19 protein-coding genes and 1 riboswitch are annotated in these 19,666 nt (G+C 62.3%); of the genes, 12 read left to right on the top strand and 7 right to left on the bottom strand.

The window, feature by feature from the left end; all coding sequences use genetic code 11:
- Window positions 1-53: 53 nt before the first annotated feature.
- The gene (locus C2L65_RS37540; RefSeq protein ID WP_042308690.1) at window positions 54-1,238 is read right to left on the bottom strand and encodes a porin; all 1,185 of its coding nucleotides are present in this window, start codon (window positions 1,236-1,238) and stop codon (window positions 54-56) included.
- A gap of 403 nt (window positions 1,239-1,641) precedes the next feature.
- Between C2L65_RS37540 and C2L65_RS37535 the strand changes: the two genes are divergently transcribed.
- The 3 genes from C2L65_RS37535 (at window position 1,642) to C2L65_RS37525 (ending at window position 6,429) form a co-directional block, all read left to right on the top strand.
- Complete coding sequence (locus C2L65_RS37535; protein ID WP_052426880.1) at window positions 1,642-2,583, top strand: LysR family transcriptional regulator; 942 nt, start codon at window positions 1,642-1,644, stop codon at window positions 2,581-2,583.
- A gap of 75 nt (window positions 2,584-2,658) precedes the next feature.
- Window positions 2,659-2,748, top strand: a riboswitch (glycine riboswitch).
- Between the two features lie 646 nt (window positions 2,749-3,394).
- A complete protein-coding gene (locus C2L65_RS37530) occupies window positions 3,395-4,951 on the top strand; it encodes a trypsin-like peptidase domain-containing protein (protein ID WP_042308686.1) in 1,557 nt (518 codons plus the stop codon).
- 104 nt (window positions 4,952-5,055) lie between these two features.
- Window positions 5,056-6,429 carry a M14 family metallopeptidase gene (locus C2L65_RS37525; protein ID WP_042308684.1) on the top strand — a complete coding sequence of 458 codons (1,374 nt, stop codon included), beginning with the start codon at window positions 5,056-5,058 and terminating at the stop codon, window positions 6,427-6,429.
- A gap of 13 nt (window positions 6,430-6,442) precedes the next feature.
- Here the strand turns inward: C2L65_RS37525 and C2L65_RS37520 are convergent, their stop codons facing one another.
- From C2L65_RS37520 to C2L65_RS37510, 3 genes are all read right to left on the bottom strand, one after another.
- The gene (locus C2L65_RS37520; protein ID WP_042308682.1) at window positions 6,443-6,730 is read right to left on the bottom strand and encodes a DUF1330 domain-containing protein; all 288 of its coding nucleotides are present in this window, start codon (window positions 6,728-6,730) and stop codon (window positions 6,443-6,445) included.
- Complete coding sequence (locus C2L65_RS37515) at window positions 6,727-7,353, bottom strand: flavodoxin family protein (RefSeq protein ID WP_042308680.1); 627 nt, start codon at window positions 7,351-7,353, stop codon at window positions 6,727-6,729. Before C2L65_RS37515 ends, C2L65_RS37520 begins: the two co-directional genes overlap by 4 nt.
- A 114-nt stretch (window positions 7,354-7,467) precedes the next feature.
- Complete coding sequence (locus C2L65_RS37510; RefSeq protein ID WP_042308678.1) at window positions 7,468-8,097, bottom strand: cysteine hydrolase family protein; 630 nt, start codon at window positions 8,095-8,097, stop codon at window positions 7,468-7,470.
- Window positions 8,098-8,111: 14 nt separating this feature from the next.
- Between C2L65_RS37510 and C2L65_RS47135 the strand changes: the two genes are divergently transcribed.
- From C2L65_RS47135 to C2L65_RS37500, 3 genes are all read left to right on the top strand, one after another.
- Complete coding sequence (locus C2L65_RS47135; protein WP_255221889.1) at window positions 8,112-8,234, top strand: hypothetical protein; 123 nt, start codon at window positions 8,112-8,114, stop codon at window positions 8,232-8,234.
- A 5-nt stretch (window positions 8,235-8,239) separates the two neighbouring features.
- Entirely contained in the window at window positions 8,240-9,181 is a 942-nt protein-coding gene (locus tag C2L65_RS37505; protein ID WP_042308676.1) for a LysR family transcriptional regulator, read from the top strand.
- 269 nt (window positions 9,182-9,450) lie between these two features.
- Window positions 9,451-9,735, top strand: coding sequence for a hypothetical protein (locus C2L65_RS37500; protein WP_229516252.1), 285 nt, complete (start codon window positions 9,451-9,453; stop codon window positions 9,733-9,735).
- 57 nt (window positions 9,736-9,792) lie between these two features.
- Here the strand turns inward: C2L65_RS37500 and C2L65_RS37495 are convergent, their stop codons facing one another.
- Window positions 9,793-10,452, bottom strand: a complete 660-nt coding sequence (locus tag C2L65_RS37495; protein WP_042308672.1) for a TetR/AcrR family transcriptional regulator — start codon at window positions 10,450-10,452, stop codon at window positions 9,793-9,795.
- A gap of 145 nt (window positions 10,453-10,597) precedes the next feature.
- Here C2L65_RS37495 and C2L65_RS37490 point away from each other — a divergent pair, with 145 nt between their 5' ends.
- Both C2L65_RS37490 and C2L65_RS37485 read left to right on the top strand, forming a co-directional pair.
- Window positions 10,598-11,002 (top strand): DUF3331 domain-containing protein, encoded by a 405-nt coding sequence (locus C2L65_RS37490; protein WP_081920977.1) that lies wholly within the window; start codon window positions 10,598-10,600, stop codon window positions 11,000-11,002.
- 229 nt (window positions 11,003-11,231) lie between these two features.
- The gene (locus C2L65_RS37485; protein ID WP_042308670.1) at window positions 11,232-12,698 is read left to right on the top strand and encodes an HDOD domain-containing protein; all 1,467 of its coding nucleotides are present in this window, start codon (window positions 11,232-11,234) and stop codon (window positions 12,696-12,698) included.
- 42 nt (window positions 12,699-12,740) lie between these two features.
- Here the strand turns inward: C2L65_RS37485 and C2L65_RS37480 are convergent, their stop codons facing one another.
- Both C2L65_RS37480 and C2L65_RS37475 read right to left on the bottom strand, forming a co-directional pair.
- Window positions 12,741-13,424, bottom strand: a complete 684-nt coding sequence (locus C2L65_RS37480) for an HAD family hydrolase (protein WP_042308668.1) — start codon at window positions 13,422-13,424, stop codon at window positions 12,741-12,743.
- Between the two features lie 105 nt (window positions 13,425-13,529).
- On the bottom strand, window positions 13,530-14,696 hold the full coding sequence (locus tag C2L65_RS37475) for a porin (RefSeq protein ID WP_042308666.1): 1,167 nt from the start codon (window positions 14,694-14,696) through the stop codon (window positions 13,530-13,532).
- 515 nt (window positions 14,697-15,211) lie between these two features.
- Between C2L65_RS37475 and C2L65_RS37470 the strand changes: the two genes are divergently transcribed.
- From C2L65_RS37470 to C2L65_RS37455, 4 genes are read left to right on the top strand one after another with little or no spacing between them, the layout of a single operon-like run.
- On the top strand, window positions 15,212-16,615 hold the full coding sequence (locus C2L65_RS37470) for an MFS transporter (protein ID WP_042308761.1): 1,404 nt from the start codon (window positions 15,212-15,214) through the stop codon (window positions 16,613-16,615).
- 56 nt (window positions 16,616-16,671) lie between these two features.
- Window positions 16,672-17,472 (top strand): N-acyl homoserine lactonase family protein, encoded by an 801-nt coding sequence (locus tag C2L65_RS37465; RefSeq protein WP_042308664.1) that lies wholly within the window; start codon window positions 16,672-16,674, stop codon window positions 17,470-17,472.
- Between the two features lie 14 nt (window positions 17,473-17,486).
- Entirely contained in the window at window positions 17,487-18,272 is a 786-nt protein-coding gene (locus C2L65_RS37460) for an SDR family oxidoreductase (protein WP_081920975.1), read from the top strand.
- Window positions 18,262-19,647, top strand: coding sequence for an MmgE/PrpD family protein (locus C2L65_RS37455; protein WP_042308663.1), 1,386 nt, complete (start codon window positions 18,262-18,264; stop codon window positions 19,645-19,647). The genes C2L65_RS37460 and C2L65_RS37455 overlap by 11 nt, the downstream gene beginning before the upstream one ends.
- Window positions 19,648-19,666 lie beyond the last annotated feature (19 nt).

Below are 19,666 nucleotides of genomic sequence, written 5' to 3'. Positions count from 1 at the left end.
GGCGGTTAAAACTGGCGGAGACCAGAGAAGACTCTTAAAGATTGGTGAATCGATCAGAAGCGGTGCCGGATGCCTGCCGAAACGACGTATTGGCTCTTGCTCGTGGAGGGTTCCGAAGTGCCGTTGACTTGCGTCACGTTCGCGCCGACCTGATTGTCTGCACCGATCTGCATGACGCTTTCAGCGTAGATGTCGGTGCGCTTCGACAGCGCGTAGTCGGCCTGCACGCCAAACTGGTTCCAGTGAGCCGAGCTGTTGCTCGTCGCAGACGTACGCGGCGTGCTGCGCAAGCCTTGCGTGTACGTGTACGCCGCGCCGAAGCTCAGCGCAGGTGTCATGCTGTAGCGGGCGTGGATTTCGTGGTTGTTGTAACGCACGGAAGAATCGCCGATGTTGTCCTGATAGCGGGTCTGTGTGAACAGCGCGCCGAGCGTAAACGGTCCAATTTCATAGTTCGAGCCAAGACCCCAGGTACGCTGATTCTGAAGACCCGGAAGGTTTGTCATTGCCAAGGTCGGAAGGTTCTGGATCGCGCCCGAACTGTTGTTGGAATTCAGCCCCTGAATCTGCAGATAGGCGGCCGCGAAATGCACGCCGGCATACTCATAGCCAGCACCGACGCTGTACGCGCGGTTGTTCGCAAAACCACTCGCCGAGTTTGAGAAACCGTACAGTGCGTTGAACGAAGCGCCAGCGTAGTTCAGGCTTTGATACTTGACCGAATTGCTGATGCTGAACGTGCTGTTCAGGTTGTCGTTATCGCCGCGGTGGGCGAAGTACGTGCCGCCCCAGGTGCCGGCCGCGGAGACCGGGCCGAGGTAATCGACGACCGAGTCGTACTGGCGGCCGAGGGTCAGCGTGCCGTAATCGATAGCAGACAGTCCGACGTACGCCTGGCGGTTGAACAGGCTGTTATTGGACGCATTGTTATTGGCCAGACTGCCATTGTTCACGTTGAAGCCGCTTTCGAGGTTGAAGACGGCTTTCAGGCCGCCGCCCAGATCTTCCACTCCGCGCATGCCCCAGCGGCTTTGCTGCACATTGCCGCTTGTCATGCCGAACACTGCCTTGCCGTCAGTCAAGCCATTCGGCGTGATGGGCGAGTTGCGCGTGGCTTCGTTGCTCACGTACGTCAGGCCCGCGTCGACGAGGCCATACAGCGTGACGCTGCTCTGCGCGTGCGCCGCACCCGCAAAGGCCGCCGAAGCAGCCGCGAAAATCAAGGTGGTTTTTTTCATGTTCGTATTCCGTACTAAGCCTGACGACTTGAATGAAATGTGCTGTCTTCCGTGTGCGAGATAGCCGCGGTGCGTAGCTTTGAAAAATTCACGGCACACATCGATCACGCAGGGCGAACTATAGAGGCCGAGTCGACGTTTCGTTACGTTTAATAAGTGAAAACTATTTTTTAGTAATTCGAAATAAATCGTATATTGAATGATAAAGCGATGTATATTCAAATGAAATTCATCCTGATATTTAAGTCGTACACGGTGCTTGATTGATAATATGTTGTGACGGCGCTACATGGGGGGTTTATGTGGGTGACAATTGTATTTTCGTTGGCTGAAACTGAAGCTTTAAATGGGTGGGTAATTTAATGTTGATATATATGTCTAATCTGTTTTATTTCTGTTGACCATGCTGAATAAGCTGCAGGCAATACGAATATTCCTAAGAGTTGCCGAGAACAACTCCTTCAGTCGCGCTGCGTCGAGTCTCAATCTGTCAAATGCTGTCGTGACGCGCTATGTGGCGCTGCTTGAGGCGCATCTCAATGCGCGCCTCGTCAATCGCACGACGCGTAGTGTTTCGCTGACGGAAGCAGGCCGCGCCTATGCAAGGGGATGCCAGCAACTGCTGGAGCTGCTGGATTCGATGGAATCGGCCGTGACGGAAGAAGCGGGCGAGCCCTCGGGCACGCTCAAGGTCGCGGCGGCGGCCTCGTTTTCACTGGCGGCGCTGGCGCCTTTGCTGCACCGCTACCGGATACGTCATCCGAAGGTGAAGCTGGACGTCACGCTGTTGCATCAGTCCGTGGATCTCGTCGAAGACGGGTTCGACGTCGGCATCGTCGCATCGTGGCAGGTGAACGGCAGTACGCTGGTGAAGCGTCCTGTGCTGTCGGTGCGGCCCATCGTGGTCGCGTCTACCGGCTATATCGAACGGCACGGCGCGCCGACCTCGCTCGAACAGCTTGCATCGCACAGTTTCCTTGCGCCTTCGCGAGATATGCATGGAACCGAGTGGTCATTCGCGAGCGCCGACGGTCGCGAGGAGACCTTGAATCTCGACTCCGTGTGCAGGGTCAATAGCATGATCATGTTGCGGCAAATGGTACTCGCCGACATGGGTCTCGCTATCCTGCCCGAGGACTACGTCGTCGGCGACATTGCGAGCGGCGCGTTGCTGCGTGTCCTTGCTGAGTATCGGGTGACCAACGGGCTCAAGGAACTGTCGCTCGTCTATCCAGGCCGGCGCCATGTGTCGGCGAAAGTGCGCACCTTCGTGGACTTCACGATCGAATACTTCCGAAGAGGTTTCTCCCCGGCTGCGCCGCGCGCCGACTTGACGGCGGACTGAACCCACGGCGGATCGTTGCCCGGAAGATGGGGGCTTGCCAGTTTCTTTCTGCTTCGGCAAGGTCGCACTGTTCCACCACGCAGCACGGGAGAGATCGTCCCCAGCGACGACGCCGACGGAGCAACCGCCCCGGAAACTCTCAGGCAGAAGGACCGTGCAGCAGGAACATCTGGAGAGCGGCGCCAGGCGCGCCCACCGTCGGCGTCGACACGATGGGCGCGCGTCGCTGACGAAACACGCAGGCGGGCGGTCTCGAGTTTCGAAGTCGAAACGCGAAGCAGCGGACATGAGTGTTTTCGAGCATGCGCTGCTGCGAGCGTTTGGCCGCCCGCTTCATCGACGCAAAACTGACACAAACGGATGACGCATTTTACGTGACTGTAATCGCGTCACGACGGCGTAGCGACTGACGCTTAGTGAGCTAACAGCGCGAACTATCCACGCGGACTATCAGCGTACGGCCAGAGCCGCCATCGACGCACGCCAGGATTTGTACTCGCTGCAATTTTGCTGCCCGCTTTCTATAAATGAATCAGGACGAACGGGTCAACCGTTCGCGTCCCTGATTGTCCATCGCGGGCAAACATGCAACTGAATCTCACGTCGACTTCGATCTACCCAGACAGATACCAAGGGTCGATCGCATCCGTCTGCGCTCGCGGTTGGATTGCCATGCAATATGGTTTGCGTCGGCCGGATGGGTTCGCTTTATTTTCGAACTATTCGGTGTGCTATGTCACAGTCGCCGGTCGCCACGCGTTAAATAATGTCTTCACAGTGCCAGGCATAACTAACGCCATGGAGGTGCGCTGTGTTTCACTCAACTCTATTCCGCACCTGGTTTTGCACCGCCGTGACAACGGCCTGCCTCACCGGATACCCCTACGCCAACGCCGAAGCGATCGCACCGCATGCTGCGGCTGCTTCCGCGCCGTCGCCTGCGTCCGCGCCAGTGAAAGAGAAGCGAATGGCGCCCGCGAATGCGAGCGCGCCGCTCGACTTTCCGGCGATCGTCGAGCGCTACGGGCCCGCCGTCGTGAACATCCGCGCGATCCTGCCGGAGAAGCCGCTGGCGGTGCCAACGCCGCCGGCGCCGGCTGCGCCAGCTGCGTCGCCTGCGCCCGCTTCGGGCGCGAACTCCGAAGCGATCGACGGTGACGACCCGCTGTTCGCATTCTTCCGGCAGGTCATGCCGCAGTCGCAGGACGGGCAGGGCAGTTCACCGCGTGCAATGTCGGGTGTGGGATCGGGTTTCATCGTCAGCGCTAACGGATTGATTCTGACGACGGCGCATGTCGTCGACGGCTCCGATGACGTGACGGTGCGTCTGACCGACCGGCGCGAGTTCAAGGCAAAAGTCGTCGCCGTCGATGGCCCAAGCGATGTCGCCGTGATCCAGATCGACGCGACGAAGCTGCCTGTCGTCAAGCTCGGCGATTCGACACGGGTGCGCGTCGGCGAACAGGTGCTGACGATCGGTTCACCGGATAGCTATCAGAACACGGTGACGGCGGGCATCGTCAGCGCGACATCGCGCACGCTGGCGGATGGCTCGACGTTTCCGTTCTTCCAGACCAACGGCGCATTGAATCCCGACAACTCGGGCGGCCCGGTGTTCAATCGCGCGGGAGAAGTGGTCGGCATACACGTGCAGGTTTACGCCGACGGCGATCGTTTTCAGAGTCTGACTTTTGCCATCCCGATCGCGATGGCGAACAAGGTGCGCGCGCAGTTGCAGGCGCAGTCAAAGTCTCAGGACGGCGGAGACGCCGCGCGCGGCGCGTTCGGCATGCAGGTGCAGGACGTCGATCCGGGGCTTGCCGGCGCGTTCGGTCTGCCGCGCGCGGCGGGCGCACTGGTGATTGCCATCGAGCCCGGCAGTCCCGCTGCCACCAGCAAGCTGAAGCCCGGCGACGTGATCGTGCAGATCGGCGACAAGCCCGTCGAGCACAGCGCGGATCTCACCGACCAGGATGCGGTGCCGCAGTCGGGCACGAAAGTCCCCGTGAAGCTGATTCGCAATCGCAAGCAGATGACGATCATGGTTAACCTGACGGCATCGGCGCAATACGCGAGCACGGGCGTGAGCGATGTCGGCCCGCTGGATCATCTCGGACTCAGCATGCATCCGCTGACGGACGACGAACGGCGCTCGACGGGCCTTGCCGAAGGGCTGATGGTCGAGGACGTGTCGGGCACGGCGGGTACGGCCGGCATCAAGCCGGGCGACGTGGTGTTGTCGCTGAACGGGACGCTGGTTGCATCGCAGGATGAACTGGCGGCGCTCGCGGCGAAGGCGGGCAAGAAGGCGGCGCTGCTGATCCAGCGTAACCACGCGCGCAGTTTCGTGACGGTCGATCTGAAGTGAAGCGCAAGCGGTGCGGCGGGACGATTGAAATGTCCGCCGCGTCCGCCGTTCTCGGTTAGAAGGACCGGGCCGTCTGGACCGGCCCGTCTGACGGGAGAACGAACATGTCTCGCTACCACGCACGCATCACAGGAAAAGATCAGGCAGCATTGGCCGATCTCGTGACGAAGCACAAGGTTACGGTCGCGCGCCATACGATCGAGAAGGTCCACGGCGGCTATCGCGTCGACGCGCACGCCACCAATGCGCAGATCAAGGCGCTCGAAGCGGACGGCTACCAGGTCGAGCGGCTGGAGGACGCCGAAGCGCAAGGCAAGGTGCGCCAGGCCGAGACGCGCGCACAACTGGCCGCGCCGCACGCGCTGGACGCGTTATCCGTCGCGGCAGGCACCGGCTATCTCGATGTTGCGCAAATCGAGGCGGCGCTTGCCGCCGCAAGCAATGCGCCCAACGATGCGTTCACGAAGCTGATCAAGCTGCCTCATCCAACCTGGGAGAAGCGCACCTGCCACGCGCTGAAAATCGGCAAAGGCAGCGCAGCGGGGCGCCCCGGCATCTATTTCCTCGGCGGCGTGCATGCGCGCGAATGGGGCAGCCCGGATATCCTGATCCATTTCGTGCAACTGCTCGCCAACGCGTACACCACGCACAAGCCGATCAAGATCGGCAGCCGCACGTTCAAGGCGGCGGACATCAAGCACGTGATCGAAAGCAAAGACCTGTACGTGTTTCCGCAAGCAAATCCTGACGGCCGCCACTACAGCATGTCGGCCGAATCGATGTGGCGCAAGAACCGCCGGCCCGCGCCTGCGGGGCATAGCAAGCCGCAATGCTGCGGCGTCGATATCAACCGCAACTACAATTTTCTGTGGAATTTCCCGCAGTACTTCGATCCGGAAAGTCCGATCGCCAATTCCACCGATCCCTGCGACTACGAGGTGTATATCGGTCCCGCCGCCGAATCGGAGCCCGAAACGAAGAACGCCGTGTGGATGTTCGACACCTACCCGAACATCCGCTATTTCGTCGATCTGCACAGCTATTCGGAAGACATCCTGTACAACTGGGGCGACGACGAGAACCAGAGCGGCCATCCCGACATGAACTTCCAGAATGCCGCCTACGACGGCAAGCGCGGCATTGCCAACGACAAGGCCTATCGCGAGTACATCGCGACGGCGGACAAGAAGATCGCCGTCGATCTCGCGCACGAAATGCGCGACGCGATCAAGGCGTCGCGCGGCCGCGTGTACAAGACCGAGCAATCGATGAGCCTGTATCCGACCGCGGGCACGTCCGACGACTATGCATTCAGCCGTCACATCGTCGATGCGAAGAAGGCGAAGGTGTTCTCCTATACGATCGAATGGGGCAGCCCCGACAACCCCACGCCGTTCCATCCGCCGTATCCGGAGATGAAGCAGATCATCGATGAGGTGACCTCGGGGCTGCTGGCTTTTTGCATTGCAGCGAAGTGACGGCGCTGCCGTTTCAAAGCCCTTCGATCAGCACGACACGGTGACGTGATCCTTTGAGCCTGTGTTGCGCGACCTGCTGATACGCATCGCTGTCGTACCAGGCGCGGGCCGCCGCGAGCGACGGAAATTCGAGCACGACGGTCGCTTCGGCGGGATCGCCTTCCAGCACCTGTTGCGTGCCATAGGCGGCGAGCACCTTGTGCGTGTATCCGTCGAAGGTGTCGCGCACCTTCGCGCGGTATGCGTCGAGCGCCGCCTGGTCCTGCGTGCTTTCGCGCGTGAAAATCATGTACGCCGTCAAGACGGTTCTCCTTCGTGTGACAAGGTTTCGAATTCACGCGACGCGGCCCGTCCGCGCGCAAACTGAATGGCCGCTTGCGCGACGCGTTGCCCAAGGTGTCGTGCCGTGTCCAGGTCGGCTTGCGGCGGCGCGGCGCCCGCGCCTTCGTCGGCATTCGACTGCGCGGCCGCGCCGAGAAAGAAGCCAAGCCGGTTCGCATCCTGTTCGCTGCCGCTCGTGCTGTTGTTGCCGGGCGGCAAGCCAAGGCTGATCCAGTGCATGCCGTGCTGCGCCGCGAAGATCGCGAACTGCATCAACGTCGCGAGCTTGTCGCCTGATCGCGATGCGGAGTTCGTGAAGCCAGCCGCCAGCTTGTCTTTCCACGCGCTTTTAAAGAACGCGCCGGAACTGGCGTCCATGAACGATTTGAACGCTGCCGACGCGCTGCCCATATACGTCGGCGCGCCGAAGATGATCGCGTCGGCGGATTCGAGTGCGGCCCATTCGTCTTGCGCCTGCTCGACGCTCAGCAGCAACGCCCTGGCGCCGGGCGTTTGCGCGACGCCGGCGCTGACGGCCTGCGCCTGACGCGCGGTGTGGCCATAGCCGCTATGAAATACGATTGCGATCGTGACTTCTTCCATGGTGGTTGTCGAATACATGTCGCCTGGTGGAGAGATGCCCGTCCGGGATTCGCGGTCGGGCAACGGGTGAACGTGCTGCCACGGTCGCGGCAGCACGGTTTGTCATGCCGCGAATCACGCGGCGACGGAATCGACGGCTTCGAGAAACTCGGCACCGGTCATTGCGTCGTGGCCGAAGGTCGGATACGAAATCGACAGCGCGGCCTCGTGCGCCGCTTCCGTGAAGTCGGCGACCGCGTCGGTGATGAACGTCACGTGAAAGCCGGCTTCGAGCGCATGACGGCCGGTGCCTTCGATGCAGGTCTGCGATGTCAGTCCGGCCAGCACGACCTTCTCGATGCCGTTTGCCCTGAGTTGCGCTTCCAGATCCGTGCCGATGAACGAGTCGAACATCCGGTGATGACTCACCACGATTTCGCCTTCACGCGGACGCAGCGGCGCGTAGAAGTCCGCGCCGTAAGTCCCTTTGCGCAGCACCTCATTGGCGAGCGCCCATTGCATGCGCGGATGGACATGCTTGATGTCGTCGAAACTGTGCTCGTCGGTGCCGTGCGGCGCGAAGATGATCTTCACACCCGCTGCGCGCGCGCCTTCGAGCAGTTGCGCGACGTGCGCCACGAAACCTGTCTTGTCGAGCATGGGTGCAATCGACGCGTGCAGCTTGCCGTCGTCGGCGAGAAAGTCGTTCAGCACGTCGATGAGCACGAGTGCCGTGGTTTGAGCCGGATAGATACGATCGTTCATTTTGCAGATCCTGAATGAGTGCGCCAGCAGCGGTGTGCGTCCGAACCGTCGAACTGAACCGCCAGGCCGTTGGTGGCATCATGTACGAGCCGCGCGTGCCGCACTACGGGCTCGCGGCAAACAACACCTATTCGTGAAGCAAATGAGTGATCGATTCCAGGAACTGCATGTGTTCGTGCGCGCTGCCGAAACGGGCAGCTTTTCCGCGACGGCGCGCGAACTCGGGCTGTCGCAGCCTTCCGTGTCGCGGATCGTTTCCGAACTCGAAGCGCGTCTCGGCACGACGCTGCTGTTGCGAAGCACGCGCAACATCGTGCCGACGGAGGCAGGCAAAGCGTTCCTGCTTAGAGCCCGCAAGCTGCTGCGCGAACTGGAAGAGGCCGACGACGAAGCGCGGCATGTCGGCGGCCTGAGCGGCGTGCTGCGCGTGGCGACGTCGGCCATCGTCGGCGTACGCACGGTGATTCCGAGCCTGTCGGTGTTCCTGAAGGCGCATCCGACGTTGCGCATCGAGCTTCTGACATCCGACAGCATTCAGGATCTGATCGCCGAAGGCGCCGATCTCGCCATCCGCTTCGGCGAGTTGGAGGATTCCGGCTTCGGCGCGCGCAAGATCGGCATGGTGCCGCGCATGCTGGTCGCTTCTCCCGCCTATCTGAAGGAGCGCGGCATCCCGGCCACGCTGGACGACCTCGCCGCGCACGACATCGTCACAGGCCCGTTGGGCCCGTCGCACGAAACGTGGACCTTCGAGCACGACGGCATTCCCGTCTCGATCAAGGTTCGCGCGCGCGTGTTTGTTGGCGCGGCGGAGGGCGTGATTGCCTGCGCCCGCGAAGGCCTCGGAATTGCGGTGGGGAAGCAATGGCTTTGCGAGCCAGAGCTTCGATCGGGACAACTGGTCACGGTACTGGACGACTACCGCCTGCCGCCCGCGCCGATTCATGCCGTCTTTCCAGAGGGCGCGCAGCCGTCGCAGAAGGTGCGGCTCTTCACCGATCATCTGATCGAAGTCTTCTCCGCACTGCATGGCGATACGCGCTTCGCGCCGTATAGAAAGTTCGCCGTCGAGCGGACTTCGTAGTTGGCGCAATCGTTTGCGACGTGCGTTTGCCTGCCTGCGTTGAAGGCAACCCCGCGCCAGATTTCTACCGCCCGCGCGCCCAACTGAGACGCACGGTAAAGCCTCGCCGCCAAGCGAGGTTATCGTTGTTTGAAAAGAACCGGACAGGTCGCGCGGCGGTGAGTCATGGAAATCGACGGCACCGTGCGCGCGATGACGCCGCTCCGCTGTCGCCCAGGACAGCCGGGCGCGGCCTGCCGGGCAGCTACAGGTGACGATCGGGGGCCAACATGGCGGTAACAAGAATGGAAGCGCCGACGGGTGTCGGGACGCTGCGCTCAGCGAGCCTGGCAGACGTGGAGCTGGAGCATCTGGAAAGGATGGTTCAGTACGTGGTTCGCCGGACCGAAACGGACGACGTGTCGAAGCTCGACTACGAATACTGGGCGAAGCGCCTGCGCAAGCTCGCGCAGACCTACGATCTGGTGGCGACGCAACGGCAGCGGGTCATCGCGCTGCTCGATCTGCTCGAACGGGAAATGCTGTATCAGGCGCGCCGCGCGGCTGCCGTCTGAACGCGGCTTGCTTCGATCCGCATTGCGTCAATTTCGTCGCGCCGCTGCGCGGATCGACTAGGCAAGCATGGCCAGCGCCGTCTCCAGCACCATGCGCTTGAACTTCTTTTCATGCTGCGGCAGCGACGAGAACGCCCGCATCAGGTGGCTGTACGCGACCGTCTTGCTGATCGCGTTCAGAAGCATGAAAAACAGCAGTTCCGCGTCCTTGACCTTCAGCTCGTCTTGCCGCGCTGCGTCGGCGAACAACGGCACCATCACGTCGTGATAAGGGCGCACCAGCCGCTCGATCAGCACGTTGAGCCGCTCGCCTTCTTCCGTCGCCGCCGTCGAAAAGAAAATGCCGACGTCGGGGTCGTCGAACACTTCGTCGATGAATCTGGCCACCGCCATTTCCACGCGCGCTCTCGCGCCCAGCGGCGCGCTCTGCAACGCTGACGTCGCGTCGATCATCGGCGCCATCTGTCCGGCGATCTGTTCGACGACGGCCAGCCACAACGTCTCTTTCGACCCGAAATGATGCGCGACGAGTGCCGCATCGACGCCTGAGTCGCGCGCGATCTCACGCACGCTCGTTGCCTCGAAGCCCCGTTTGCCGAAACTCCTGCGCGCATTGCGCAGGATCGCGTCCGGCCCAACCGACGCACTCGACGCCGGGCGTCCGCGCGCGCGTTTCTTGTCCTTTTGGGGTTCTGCTGTTGCCGTCACATCTTTCATTCGAATCAGCCTGCCGATCGTCAGATCAGGCGTGAGTTTAACCGAGCGTCCGGAAGGGGGCCGCAGTGGGCCTCGCGGCACATTCGTTTGACACGCGCGCCCGGCGACGCTACGATCTCGATATTCATCACGTGTTGAATTAATCATGTCAGAGCGCATTCGGATCGAAGAGCATGCGGATGTCTGGTGCCGGACTATTGTGGCGATCCGCAACTTCGACGTCACGCCGGAACCCGTCAAAACCCCGCGCCCACCGCGCCCGGCGCGACGCAGGCCGCGCACGGCCGCATGCTGGGACGGGCGAAGCCAGCCGACCGTGCGCGTGCTCGACAAGCCGACCGCGCAGACGCTGACGGTTTCATGGTGCGACGCGCGCACGGGACACTACGGTTATCAGACATGGCGCGTGATCATCGCGCGCCGGGCCGGACAATGCGTGCTGACGGGCCGCACGATCGCGGCGGGCGAAACGGTCTACTGCCCACGTGCGAACGGCACGCCGCCGGGCAACGCGGGCGCGATGATCGTCGCGTCAGGCGTCGATATCTGACGCTCATAGGCCGTCGCAAGCCGCCTGTGGCGGCCGGCCAGGGTGGAATGTCGCGCAATGGAGACACGGTAAGGATTCGAAATAATGCGCAATCGATGCGCAATCACGCAACAGGCCGACGGTTTGCAGGCTGTCCGAGACTTGCCGGCACGATGATGGACGACGGGTTGTGTTTTAATCACGGGTACTGTGGTTGTCTTTCAACGTATCTGCTCTCCATCACCAATAGATGTCCCCCGTCGTCAAGTCCGAACTGCTGGAAAAACTGTGGGCGCGCATGAGCGAGCGCGGGGATTTCCCGATGCTCTCGCAGGCGCTGCGCACCACCGTGTCGGCGATGAATAACGACGATCTGGACTTCACGTCGCTTGTGCAGGTCGTGCTTTCGGATGTCGGCCTCACGCAAAAGGTGCTGCGGCTCGCCAATTCGGCGATGTATGTCGCCTTCGGCGGCAACATCACCACCGTGACCCGCGCACTGATGGTGCTCGGCATGGATACCGTCGGCCATCTCGTGGTCGGGATGAAGATCGTCGATCACTTTCATCACAGCGCGCCGCACCGGATCGACGCGAAGCTCGAACTGAACCGCGCGCTGCTATGCGGAACGGTTGCGCGGCGCATCACGGAAGGCGTCGATCTGCGCGTCGCGGAAGAAGCCGTGGTGTGCGCGCTGATGCGTCAGGTGGGCAGGCTGCTGGTGGCGTTCTATCTGGAAAGCGAATGGGACCGGCTGCGCCGCACCGCGGCGACCGACCAGATCGACGACAGCGACGCCTGCGCGCAACTGCTCGGCGTGAGCTTCGAGGACATCGGCAGCGAGGCGGCGCGCCGCTGGCGTCTGCCGGAAACGATCTCGGCGGGGATGCAGGCCATCGGCGCGGCAACGGACGAGCCGCTCTCGGAGCACGTGCGCTGGCTGCGGGCCGTCAACAGCTATTCGACGGAAGTGGCCAACCTGCTGGTCACGCAGCCGCCGGGCGACGAACTGGAGCGCTGCCTCGCCGAACTCGCGAGCCTCTATAGCGACGCGCTGAGGATCGATGCGGCCCGGCTCGACGCGCTGAGCGCCGCGTTGATCGACGAAGAAAGCAACGAAGGGCTGATGCAGGAGATTTCCGAGCTGCGCGCGCATGCCGATGCGATCGTGCGTACCGGGAAGTCGGCGCAGGCGCGGCTTTCGGCGGGACTCGAAGACTTGCGCGCGCTGCCGTCGAGCAAGGCGCTCTTGCCCGTGCTGACGCTAGCTTCCGAAACCATTCTGGCGGGCCTGTCGATGTCGCGCACGCTCGTGTTCGTGCGCCAGGCCGACGCGCGCTATCACGCGCGCATCGGTTTCGGCCCCGACATGGAACGCATGCTGCCGACGCTCAATTTCGGCGCGGGCTTCCAGCCCGACGTGTTCCATCTGGCGATTGCGAACCCCGTCGGCATCTTCATCGAGAACGCGCGCGAGCCGCGCATGGAAGCGCGTCTGCCGGACTGGTTCAAGGCGCATCTCGCCGATGCGCAAGCGTTCGTGCTGCTGCCCGTGAAGGCCAACGACACCACCGTCGCGCTCGCTTACGGCGACTGGACCGACGTGCAGGCCGTACACAAGATCACGCAACCGGAAATGGCGATCCTCAACGAACTCACGCGTGAGCTGAGCCGTTTCTTTTTCGGTGCGAATCTCGAAGAAGCTGAAATGCTTTGAGCTTGCCGTGCGCGACGCGGACACGCGTCGACGCACAGGCGTTCAGCGTTGCCAGCTCGCCAGCAGCGCGGGCAAGCGCGCCATCTCTTCGAACACGTCGGCGACGCCGACGGCTCTCAACGCTTCTTTCGAGCTATGGCCTTTTTCACTGGGACTGTAGCCGAACACCGTCGCGCCCGCCGCGCGGCCCGCCGTGGCACCCGTCACGGTGTCTTCGATCACCGCGCAACGCGCAGGATCGACGCCGAGTCCCGCGGCTGCGGCGAGATAAACGTCCGGGTGGGGTTTGTTGCGCGGCGTCTCTTGCCCGCTGAAGATGCGTCCTTCGAAGTCGTCGAGCACGCCGGCTTTCGCGAGCTGCAAGCGTAGCTTGACGCGGTCCGCGCCGGATGCGACGGCGATCCGTCCATCGAGCCGCGCATGCAACGCAGCGACGGTCTCGACAATGCCTTCGATCGCCGTCACCTCGCGTTCGAGCGCAGCGTTGCGGCGCTCGCGAAACGTTTCGAGCCAGGCGGGCGTGATGCGAAAGCCTGTTTTCGCTTCGATCAGCGGCGCCTCGTCCATCACGGTTTTGCCGACGAAGATCGACATCGCTTCGTCGACGCTCAGATGCCAGCCCAGTTCGCCGAGCATCGCTGCCAGCACGGTGTTGGTGATCGTTTCCGAATCGACGAGCACGCCGTCGCAGTCGAATAACACGGCGTCGAAGGGAAAAGCAGACATCGCGGTCCTTTGTGGGTCGGTCAAAACCCGTAAGGGTACCGCGATTGGAGACGTGATGCGCTGATGTGGCCGCGCGCCTTCGGCGCAGCGGCCACCATCACACGATCAGAAGCGGTGACGCAGACCGACGCGCGTCACGAACTGCGTGTTCGCGCCCGCATTGCCGATGAACGACGAAGACGAGCCAATCTCAGCCTGCACGGGCACGTTGCGGCCCGCCACGACGTTGCTGCCCGACGCCTTCTGGTAGATCCCCAGCAGGTAGACATCGGTGCGCTTGGACAGCGCGTAGTCGACCGAGCTGTTGATCTGATGCCACTTGCCTTCGAAGCGGTCGTCGAGCTTCGAGAACGTGTAGCCCAGGCCCGCCGACAGCGCGGGCGTGAAACCCCAGCGGCCGCCGATTTCATAGTTGTTCAGCTTCGACGATTCGCCCGTGAGCGGTTCGAACTTCGTGTGCGTCCAGTTCGCGAACACGAGACCGGAAGCGATCGCGTAGCGCGCGCCGACGCCGAACGTCTCGAGGTCGCGCAGGCCGAGCGTGTTGACGTTCGCGATGCTCACGCTGAACGCCGGCGTCGCGCCGTTCGGGAAGCGGATGTTCGTGTACGCCGCGCCGATGCCGAACGGACCCGTCGCATAGTTCGCGCCGAAGCTGTACGTGCTCGACGAACCTTGCGTGGTCGTCGTGCCCGCCGTCGTGGTCGGCGTGCCGGCGAACTGCGTCGAGTTCGAGAAGCCGTACATCGCGCCGAACGTGAGGCCCGCGAAGTTCGCGCTGCTGAACTTCACTGCGTTGTTGATACGGCTCGACGTCAACTGGTCGAGATCGTTGATGTGATACGCGTAGTTGCCGGCGGGCGTCTGGCTGCCCATCGTGTAGTTTGCACCGATGTAGTCGGTCGAGAACGAGTACTGACGGCCGAAGGTCAGCGAGCCGATGCCGTCCTTCGCCAGACCCACGAACGCCTGACGGCCGAACAGCGCGCCGCCCTGGCCCGACGTGCCGTCGCCCGTGCTGAAGCCGCTTTCGAGCACGAAGATTGCCTTCAGTCCGCCGCCGAGGTCTTCCGTGCCGCGCAGGCCCCAACGGCTGCCCGATGCGACGCCGTCGCCGTATTTGACGAGACTGTCATGTCCCGTCGAAGTCGCCACCTTGTTTGCGTACGTGATACCGGCGTCGAGCAGGCCGTACAACGTGACGCTGCTTTGTGCCTGCGCAACGATGCTGAAACTCCCGAGAGCCGCTGCGGCCAGGATGGTCTTTTTCATTCTATTCCTTCTTGTAGTGAATGCCTGCGCGCCCGTTGGCGGCGAGCGCGCGGCATGGCGTGAAAACGTACTGCTAAAGGCGGCACGAAATGTCAAATCGAGCAGGGGCCTCATGCGTGGGCGCACGATTTCGCGTTTCGATGCCGGTGTAATCCTGCTGGCGCGGCGTGCTATGAGACAGCCGCGTGTGTTGCTGACGTCCTGTCTTCCAGTTTTTGTGGAGCGGACGGACTGCTTGAAGCACCGCTGGACCGGAGTCCAGCAGTACCGTTGTGATCCGGGGAATATAACGAGATGTCAGCGGACAGTAAACGTTTGTGAGGTGAGTTGTAGCCTTTTGTCCACAAAAACGTCATGGGCAGATCAGTGAACTAACTTGAATCGTCTGCTTGACGGATTGTATGACAGGAATATAATCCAACCCATCGACCGGCCGCCTGCGTTCCGAAGCGAAGCGCAACATGGAACGCAAAAGCGGGTACACAAAAAAACGCGAACGTCACGGAGACAGCCTCATGCAGATGGATGCCAGTATCGGAGCGCGCCTGGACAGACTTCCTCTGTCCGGCTTCCATTGGCGTCTACTGGGCCTGATCGCGGCCGGCATGTATTTCGATTCGTTCGACATCTATATCGCCGGCACGGTCCTCGCCGCGATGATCCACAGCGGCGAATCCACGCTCAGCCTCAACGCGACGTTCGTCTCCGTCACCTTCATCGGCATGATGACGGGCGCGTGGCTTTCCGGGCTGCTCGGCGACCGCTTCGGGCGCCGCTTCTGCTATCAGTTCAATCTCGGCATCTACGGCTTCGCATCGATTGCCGCGGCGCTCGCGCCGTCGATCTACTGGCTGATCTTCTTCCGTCTCGTGATGGGTGTCGGCATGGGCGCGGAGATCGTCGTCGGCTATGGCACGCTGAGCGAGTTCATTCCCGCCGACTGGCGCGGCCGCTTCGGCACGATCCTGAATCTCATCATCAACACGTCGCTGTTTCTGTCGACCTTTCTCGGCTGGCTGATCGTGCCGCAATACGGCTGGCGCTGGATGTTCGCAATCGCGGGATGCGGCGCGCTGTTCGTGTGGTTCCTGCGCAAGTCGATGCCGGAGTCGCCGCGCTGGCTCGCGTCGCGCGGACGCGGCGACGAAGCGCGGGAGATCGTCGAGCGAATCGAGACGGCGTGCGGTAACGCAGTCAGCTATCCGGTCAATGCGCCTGAACCCTCCGCGCGCGAGCTCTATTCGAACGACACAGGCCGTCTCGGCGATCTGTTCTCGCGCCGGCTGCTCACGCGCACGATCACGGCCATCACGGTTCTCGTCGCGCTGTTCACGGTCAACTATGCATTCGTCAGCTGGATACCGACGTTCCTGGTCAAACAGGGACACAGCGTTTCCAGTTCGCTCGGTCTGACAGCCGTGATGTTTGCGGGCGGCCCGATCGGTTCGTTGATCGCCTTTGCACTCGCCGAGCATCTGGGCCGGAAGTGGGGCATCGTATTGTTTTCGCTGGTGTGCGTGGGCTTCGGCGTCGCGTATCCGTTTGCACAGTCTGCGGTTGCGATCACGGCGCTTGGGTTTGCGATCACCTGCTGCATCTATGTGCTGTCGTCGTTCAGCGTCGCGACGTATGTGCCCGAACTGTTCCCGACGGAACTGCGCCTGCGCGGCTCGGGTCTCGCGAACACGGTGGGCCGCGCGGTCAGCATCGTCGTGCCGTATGCGGTGGCGAGCGCGTTCATGCGCTTCGGCATCGCGGGCGTGTTGACGCTGATCGTCTGCACGCTGCTGATCCAGGCGCTGATCGTCGGCGTGCTCGGCCCGGAAACGAAGCAGCGTTCGCTGGAATCGATTGCCGCCGATGCCGACGTCACGAGCGCGGAAGCCATCGAAGGCGGCGCGACGGCGGCCATGAAATAACCGCCGCGCTGCATACGCCGCGACGGATCACTGTACAAACAAAGGACACTCGAGACATGTCATCGCCCACTGAGAACTACCGTATCTACGCAGTCAAGTATGCGCATTTCGAGCGCCGTTCGCGCGACAACTTCATCGGCGGCGATTCGCATGACGTGCCGATGCCGCTCGATTACTTCGTGTGGGCCGTGGTGGGCGAATCGCGCACGTTCATCGTCGATACGGGCTTCAACCAGGCAATGGCCGACAAGCGCGGCCGCACGATCACGAACACGGTGGAGCGCGGGCTGAAGCAGATCGGCATTCGCGCGGATGACGTCGAAGACGTGATCATCACGCACATGCATTACGACCACGCAGGCAATAGCTCGCTGTTTCCACGCGCGCGTTATCACCTTCAGGATCGCGAGATGGCGTATTGCACGGGGCGCTGCATGTGTCATCACGCGCTGAGTCATCCGTTCGAGCCGGAAGACGTGAAGTCAATGGTGGGCCGTCTGTTCGACGGGCGCGTGCAGTTTCATGACGGCGCTTCGGAGATCACGCCTGGACTGAGCGTGCATTGGGTCGGCGGACATACGAACGGCTTGCAGGTCGTGCGTGTGCACACGGAGCGCGGTTGGGTTGTGCTCGCGTCGGATGCGTCCCATTTCTACGCGAACATGCAGGAGCATCGGCCGTTCCCTGTCGTCTACAACGTCGGCGACATGCTTGAAGGTTATGAGGCTGCGCATCGGTTGGCCAGTTCGCCGGAACATGTGATTCCGGGCCACGATCCTGCTGTGTTGACGCGTTATCCGTCGCATGATCGCGAGACGGAAGGCTGGATCGTGCGTCTCGACGCACAAGCGCGTTGAGCGGGGCGGCACTCATGATGCTGAAAGGCAAAGGCGCTTTGGTGACAGGCTCGTCGAACGGCTTGGGGCTCGCGATGGCACGAGCGCTCGCGGGCGCAGGCTGCGACATCGTATTGCACGGACTCGAAGCGCCGCAGCAGATGACGCAGACCACGGACGAACTCGCATCCGCGTTCGACGTAAGCGTCGCGTACGTGCAAGCGGATCTCGCGACGCCCGCAGGCGTCGATGCGCTGATTGGCGCCGCGCGGGAACGCGTGAAAACGCTCGACGTGCTGATCAACAACGCCGTCGTACGGCATTTCGCGGATATCGAATCGTTCCCGATCGAGCACTGGAACAACGCGCTCGCGGTGAACCTGACGGCTGCATTTCGCGCGATTCAACTGACCTTGCCTGGCATGCGCGAGCGCGGCTGGGGACGCATCTTCAACATGACTTCGGTGTACGGCGCGCGCGCCGTTGCGAATCGCGTCGATTACGTGACGACGAAGACCGCGCTGCTGGGGCTCACGCGCTCGGTGGCAATTGAGACGCTGAATCAGGGCATCACGTGCAACGCGATCTGCCCGGGCTCGGTGCTGACGCCGAATATCGACGGACGCATCAACGCATTGATGGACGAGAGCGGACTGAATCGCAGCGATGCAGTGCGCGAGTTCCTCAAGGGCAAGCAACCGACGGGCGAACTGGTCGAAGCCGCGCATGTCGGCGAGATGGTGGTGTTTCTGTGCGGACCGGCCGCGAGTCAGATCACGGGCGCGATGATGCCGATAGAAGGGGGCTGGCTTGCAGGCTGATTCCATCGACACCAACGCATTGCGATGCGGCGTATTGACTCGCTCTCTTGCACGCTTCGTCGCCGGCACGCGGTGGCGTGACTTGCCTGCCAACGTACGCAACGAAGCGAAGCGCTCGCTCGTCAATTACTTCGCGGTCGCGCTGGCAGGCTCGCATGACCCGACACTCGACAAAGCCGTCAACGTCTATCAGCGTTTTCGCGCCGATGAAAACGCGAGCATCGTTGGACGCGGCGAGCGCACGGACATGCTGAACGCCGCCGCGCTCAACGCGATGAGCGCGAACGTCTACGACTTCGACGACACGCATATCCCGACCATCATTCATCCGACTGCGCCCGTCGCGGCGGCGTTGTTCGCGCTTGCCGAGTCGCACGCGATGAGCGGCGAAGCGCTGCTGCTCGCGTTCGTGCTCGGCGTCGAAGTGGAATGCCGGATCGGCAACGCGGTGTCGCCGGAGCACTATCAACGCGGCTGGCACATCACGTCGACATGCGGCGTGTTCGGCGCGGCTGCCGCTGTGGCGAAGGCGCTTGAGCTTGATGAACAGCAGATCGTGTGGGCGCTGGGCAACGCATCGGTGCAAACGGGCGGACTGGTCGAAACGCTCGGCACGATGTCCAAGAGCATCAGTGTCGGCAATGCGGCGCGCAACGGGTTGCTGTCCGCGCTGCTTGCAGAAGACGGCTTTTCGGGCCCCGAAGCGCCGCTCGAAGGCGAGCGCGGCTTTCTGCGCGTGACAGCGTCGCAACCAGTTTGGAGCGCGCTTACGCATGAACTCGGGCATGAGTGGGAACTGCTGAAGAACACCTACAAGCCGTATCCCTGCGGCGTCGTGCTGAACCCGGTGATCGACGCATGCCTCGATCTGCGGCGCGACGCGCACTGGTCACTCGACGATATCGAACAGATCGAACTGACGGGCCATCCGCTGCTGCGCGAGCGCACCGACCGGGCGGGTGCTCGAACGGGCCGCGAATCGCAGGTCAGCGCGCAGCACGCGGTCGCCGTGGTGTTGTCGCGCGGCAAGGCTGGCCTCGACGAGTTCAGCGATGCTGCCGTCGCCGATCCTTCGCTACGTGCGCTTGGAAGCCGCCTGCGTTTCATCGATAACGCGTCGTGGCCCGTCGAATCCGCGCAGGTAACGATCATTCTGCGTTCGGGCGAACGCGTCGCGCATCGCGTGCATGCTGCGCGCGGCAGTCTCGCCGCGCCGCTCGCCAACGTCGAGTTGGCCGACAAGCTGCATCAACTGGCCGCGTATTCACGCTCGGGCGTCGATGCGCAAGCGTTGATCGACAGATTATGGAAGTTCGAGACCGAGACGGACGCGGCCGCAGTGATGCGTCTCGCGCGTGCTCGCGGTTCGAATTGAAACGGAATTTTTTCATTTA

This window comes from Paraburkholderia terrae, from assembly GCF_002902925.1.
Lineage (GTDB): Bacteria > Pseudomonadota > Gammaproteobacteria > Burkholderiales > Burkholderiaceae > Paraburkholderia > Paraburkholderia terrae.
The sequence above is the reverse complement of the archived record's forward strand: the minus strand, read 5'-3'. Positions and strand labels throughout refer to the sequence as shown.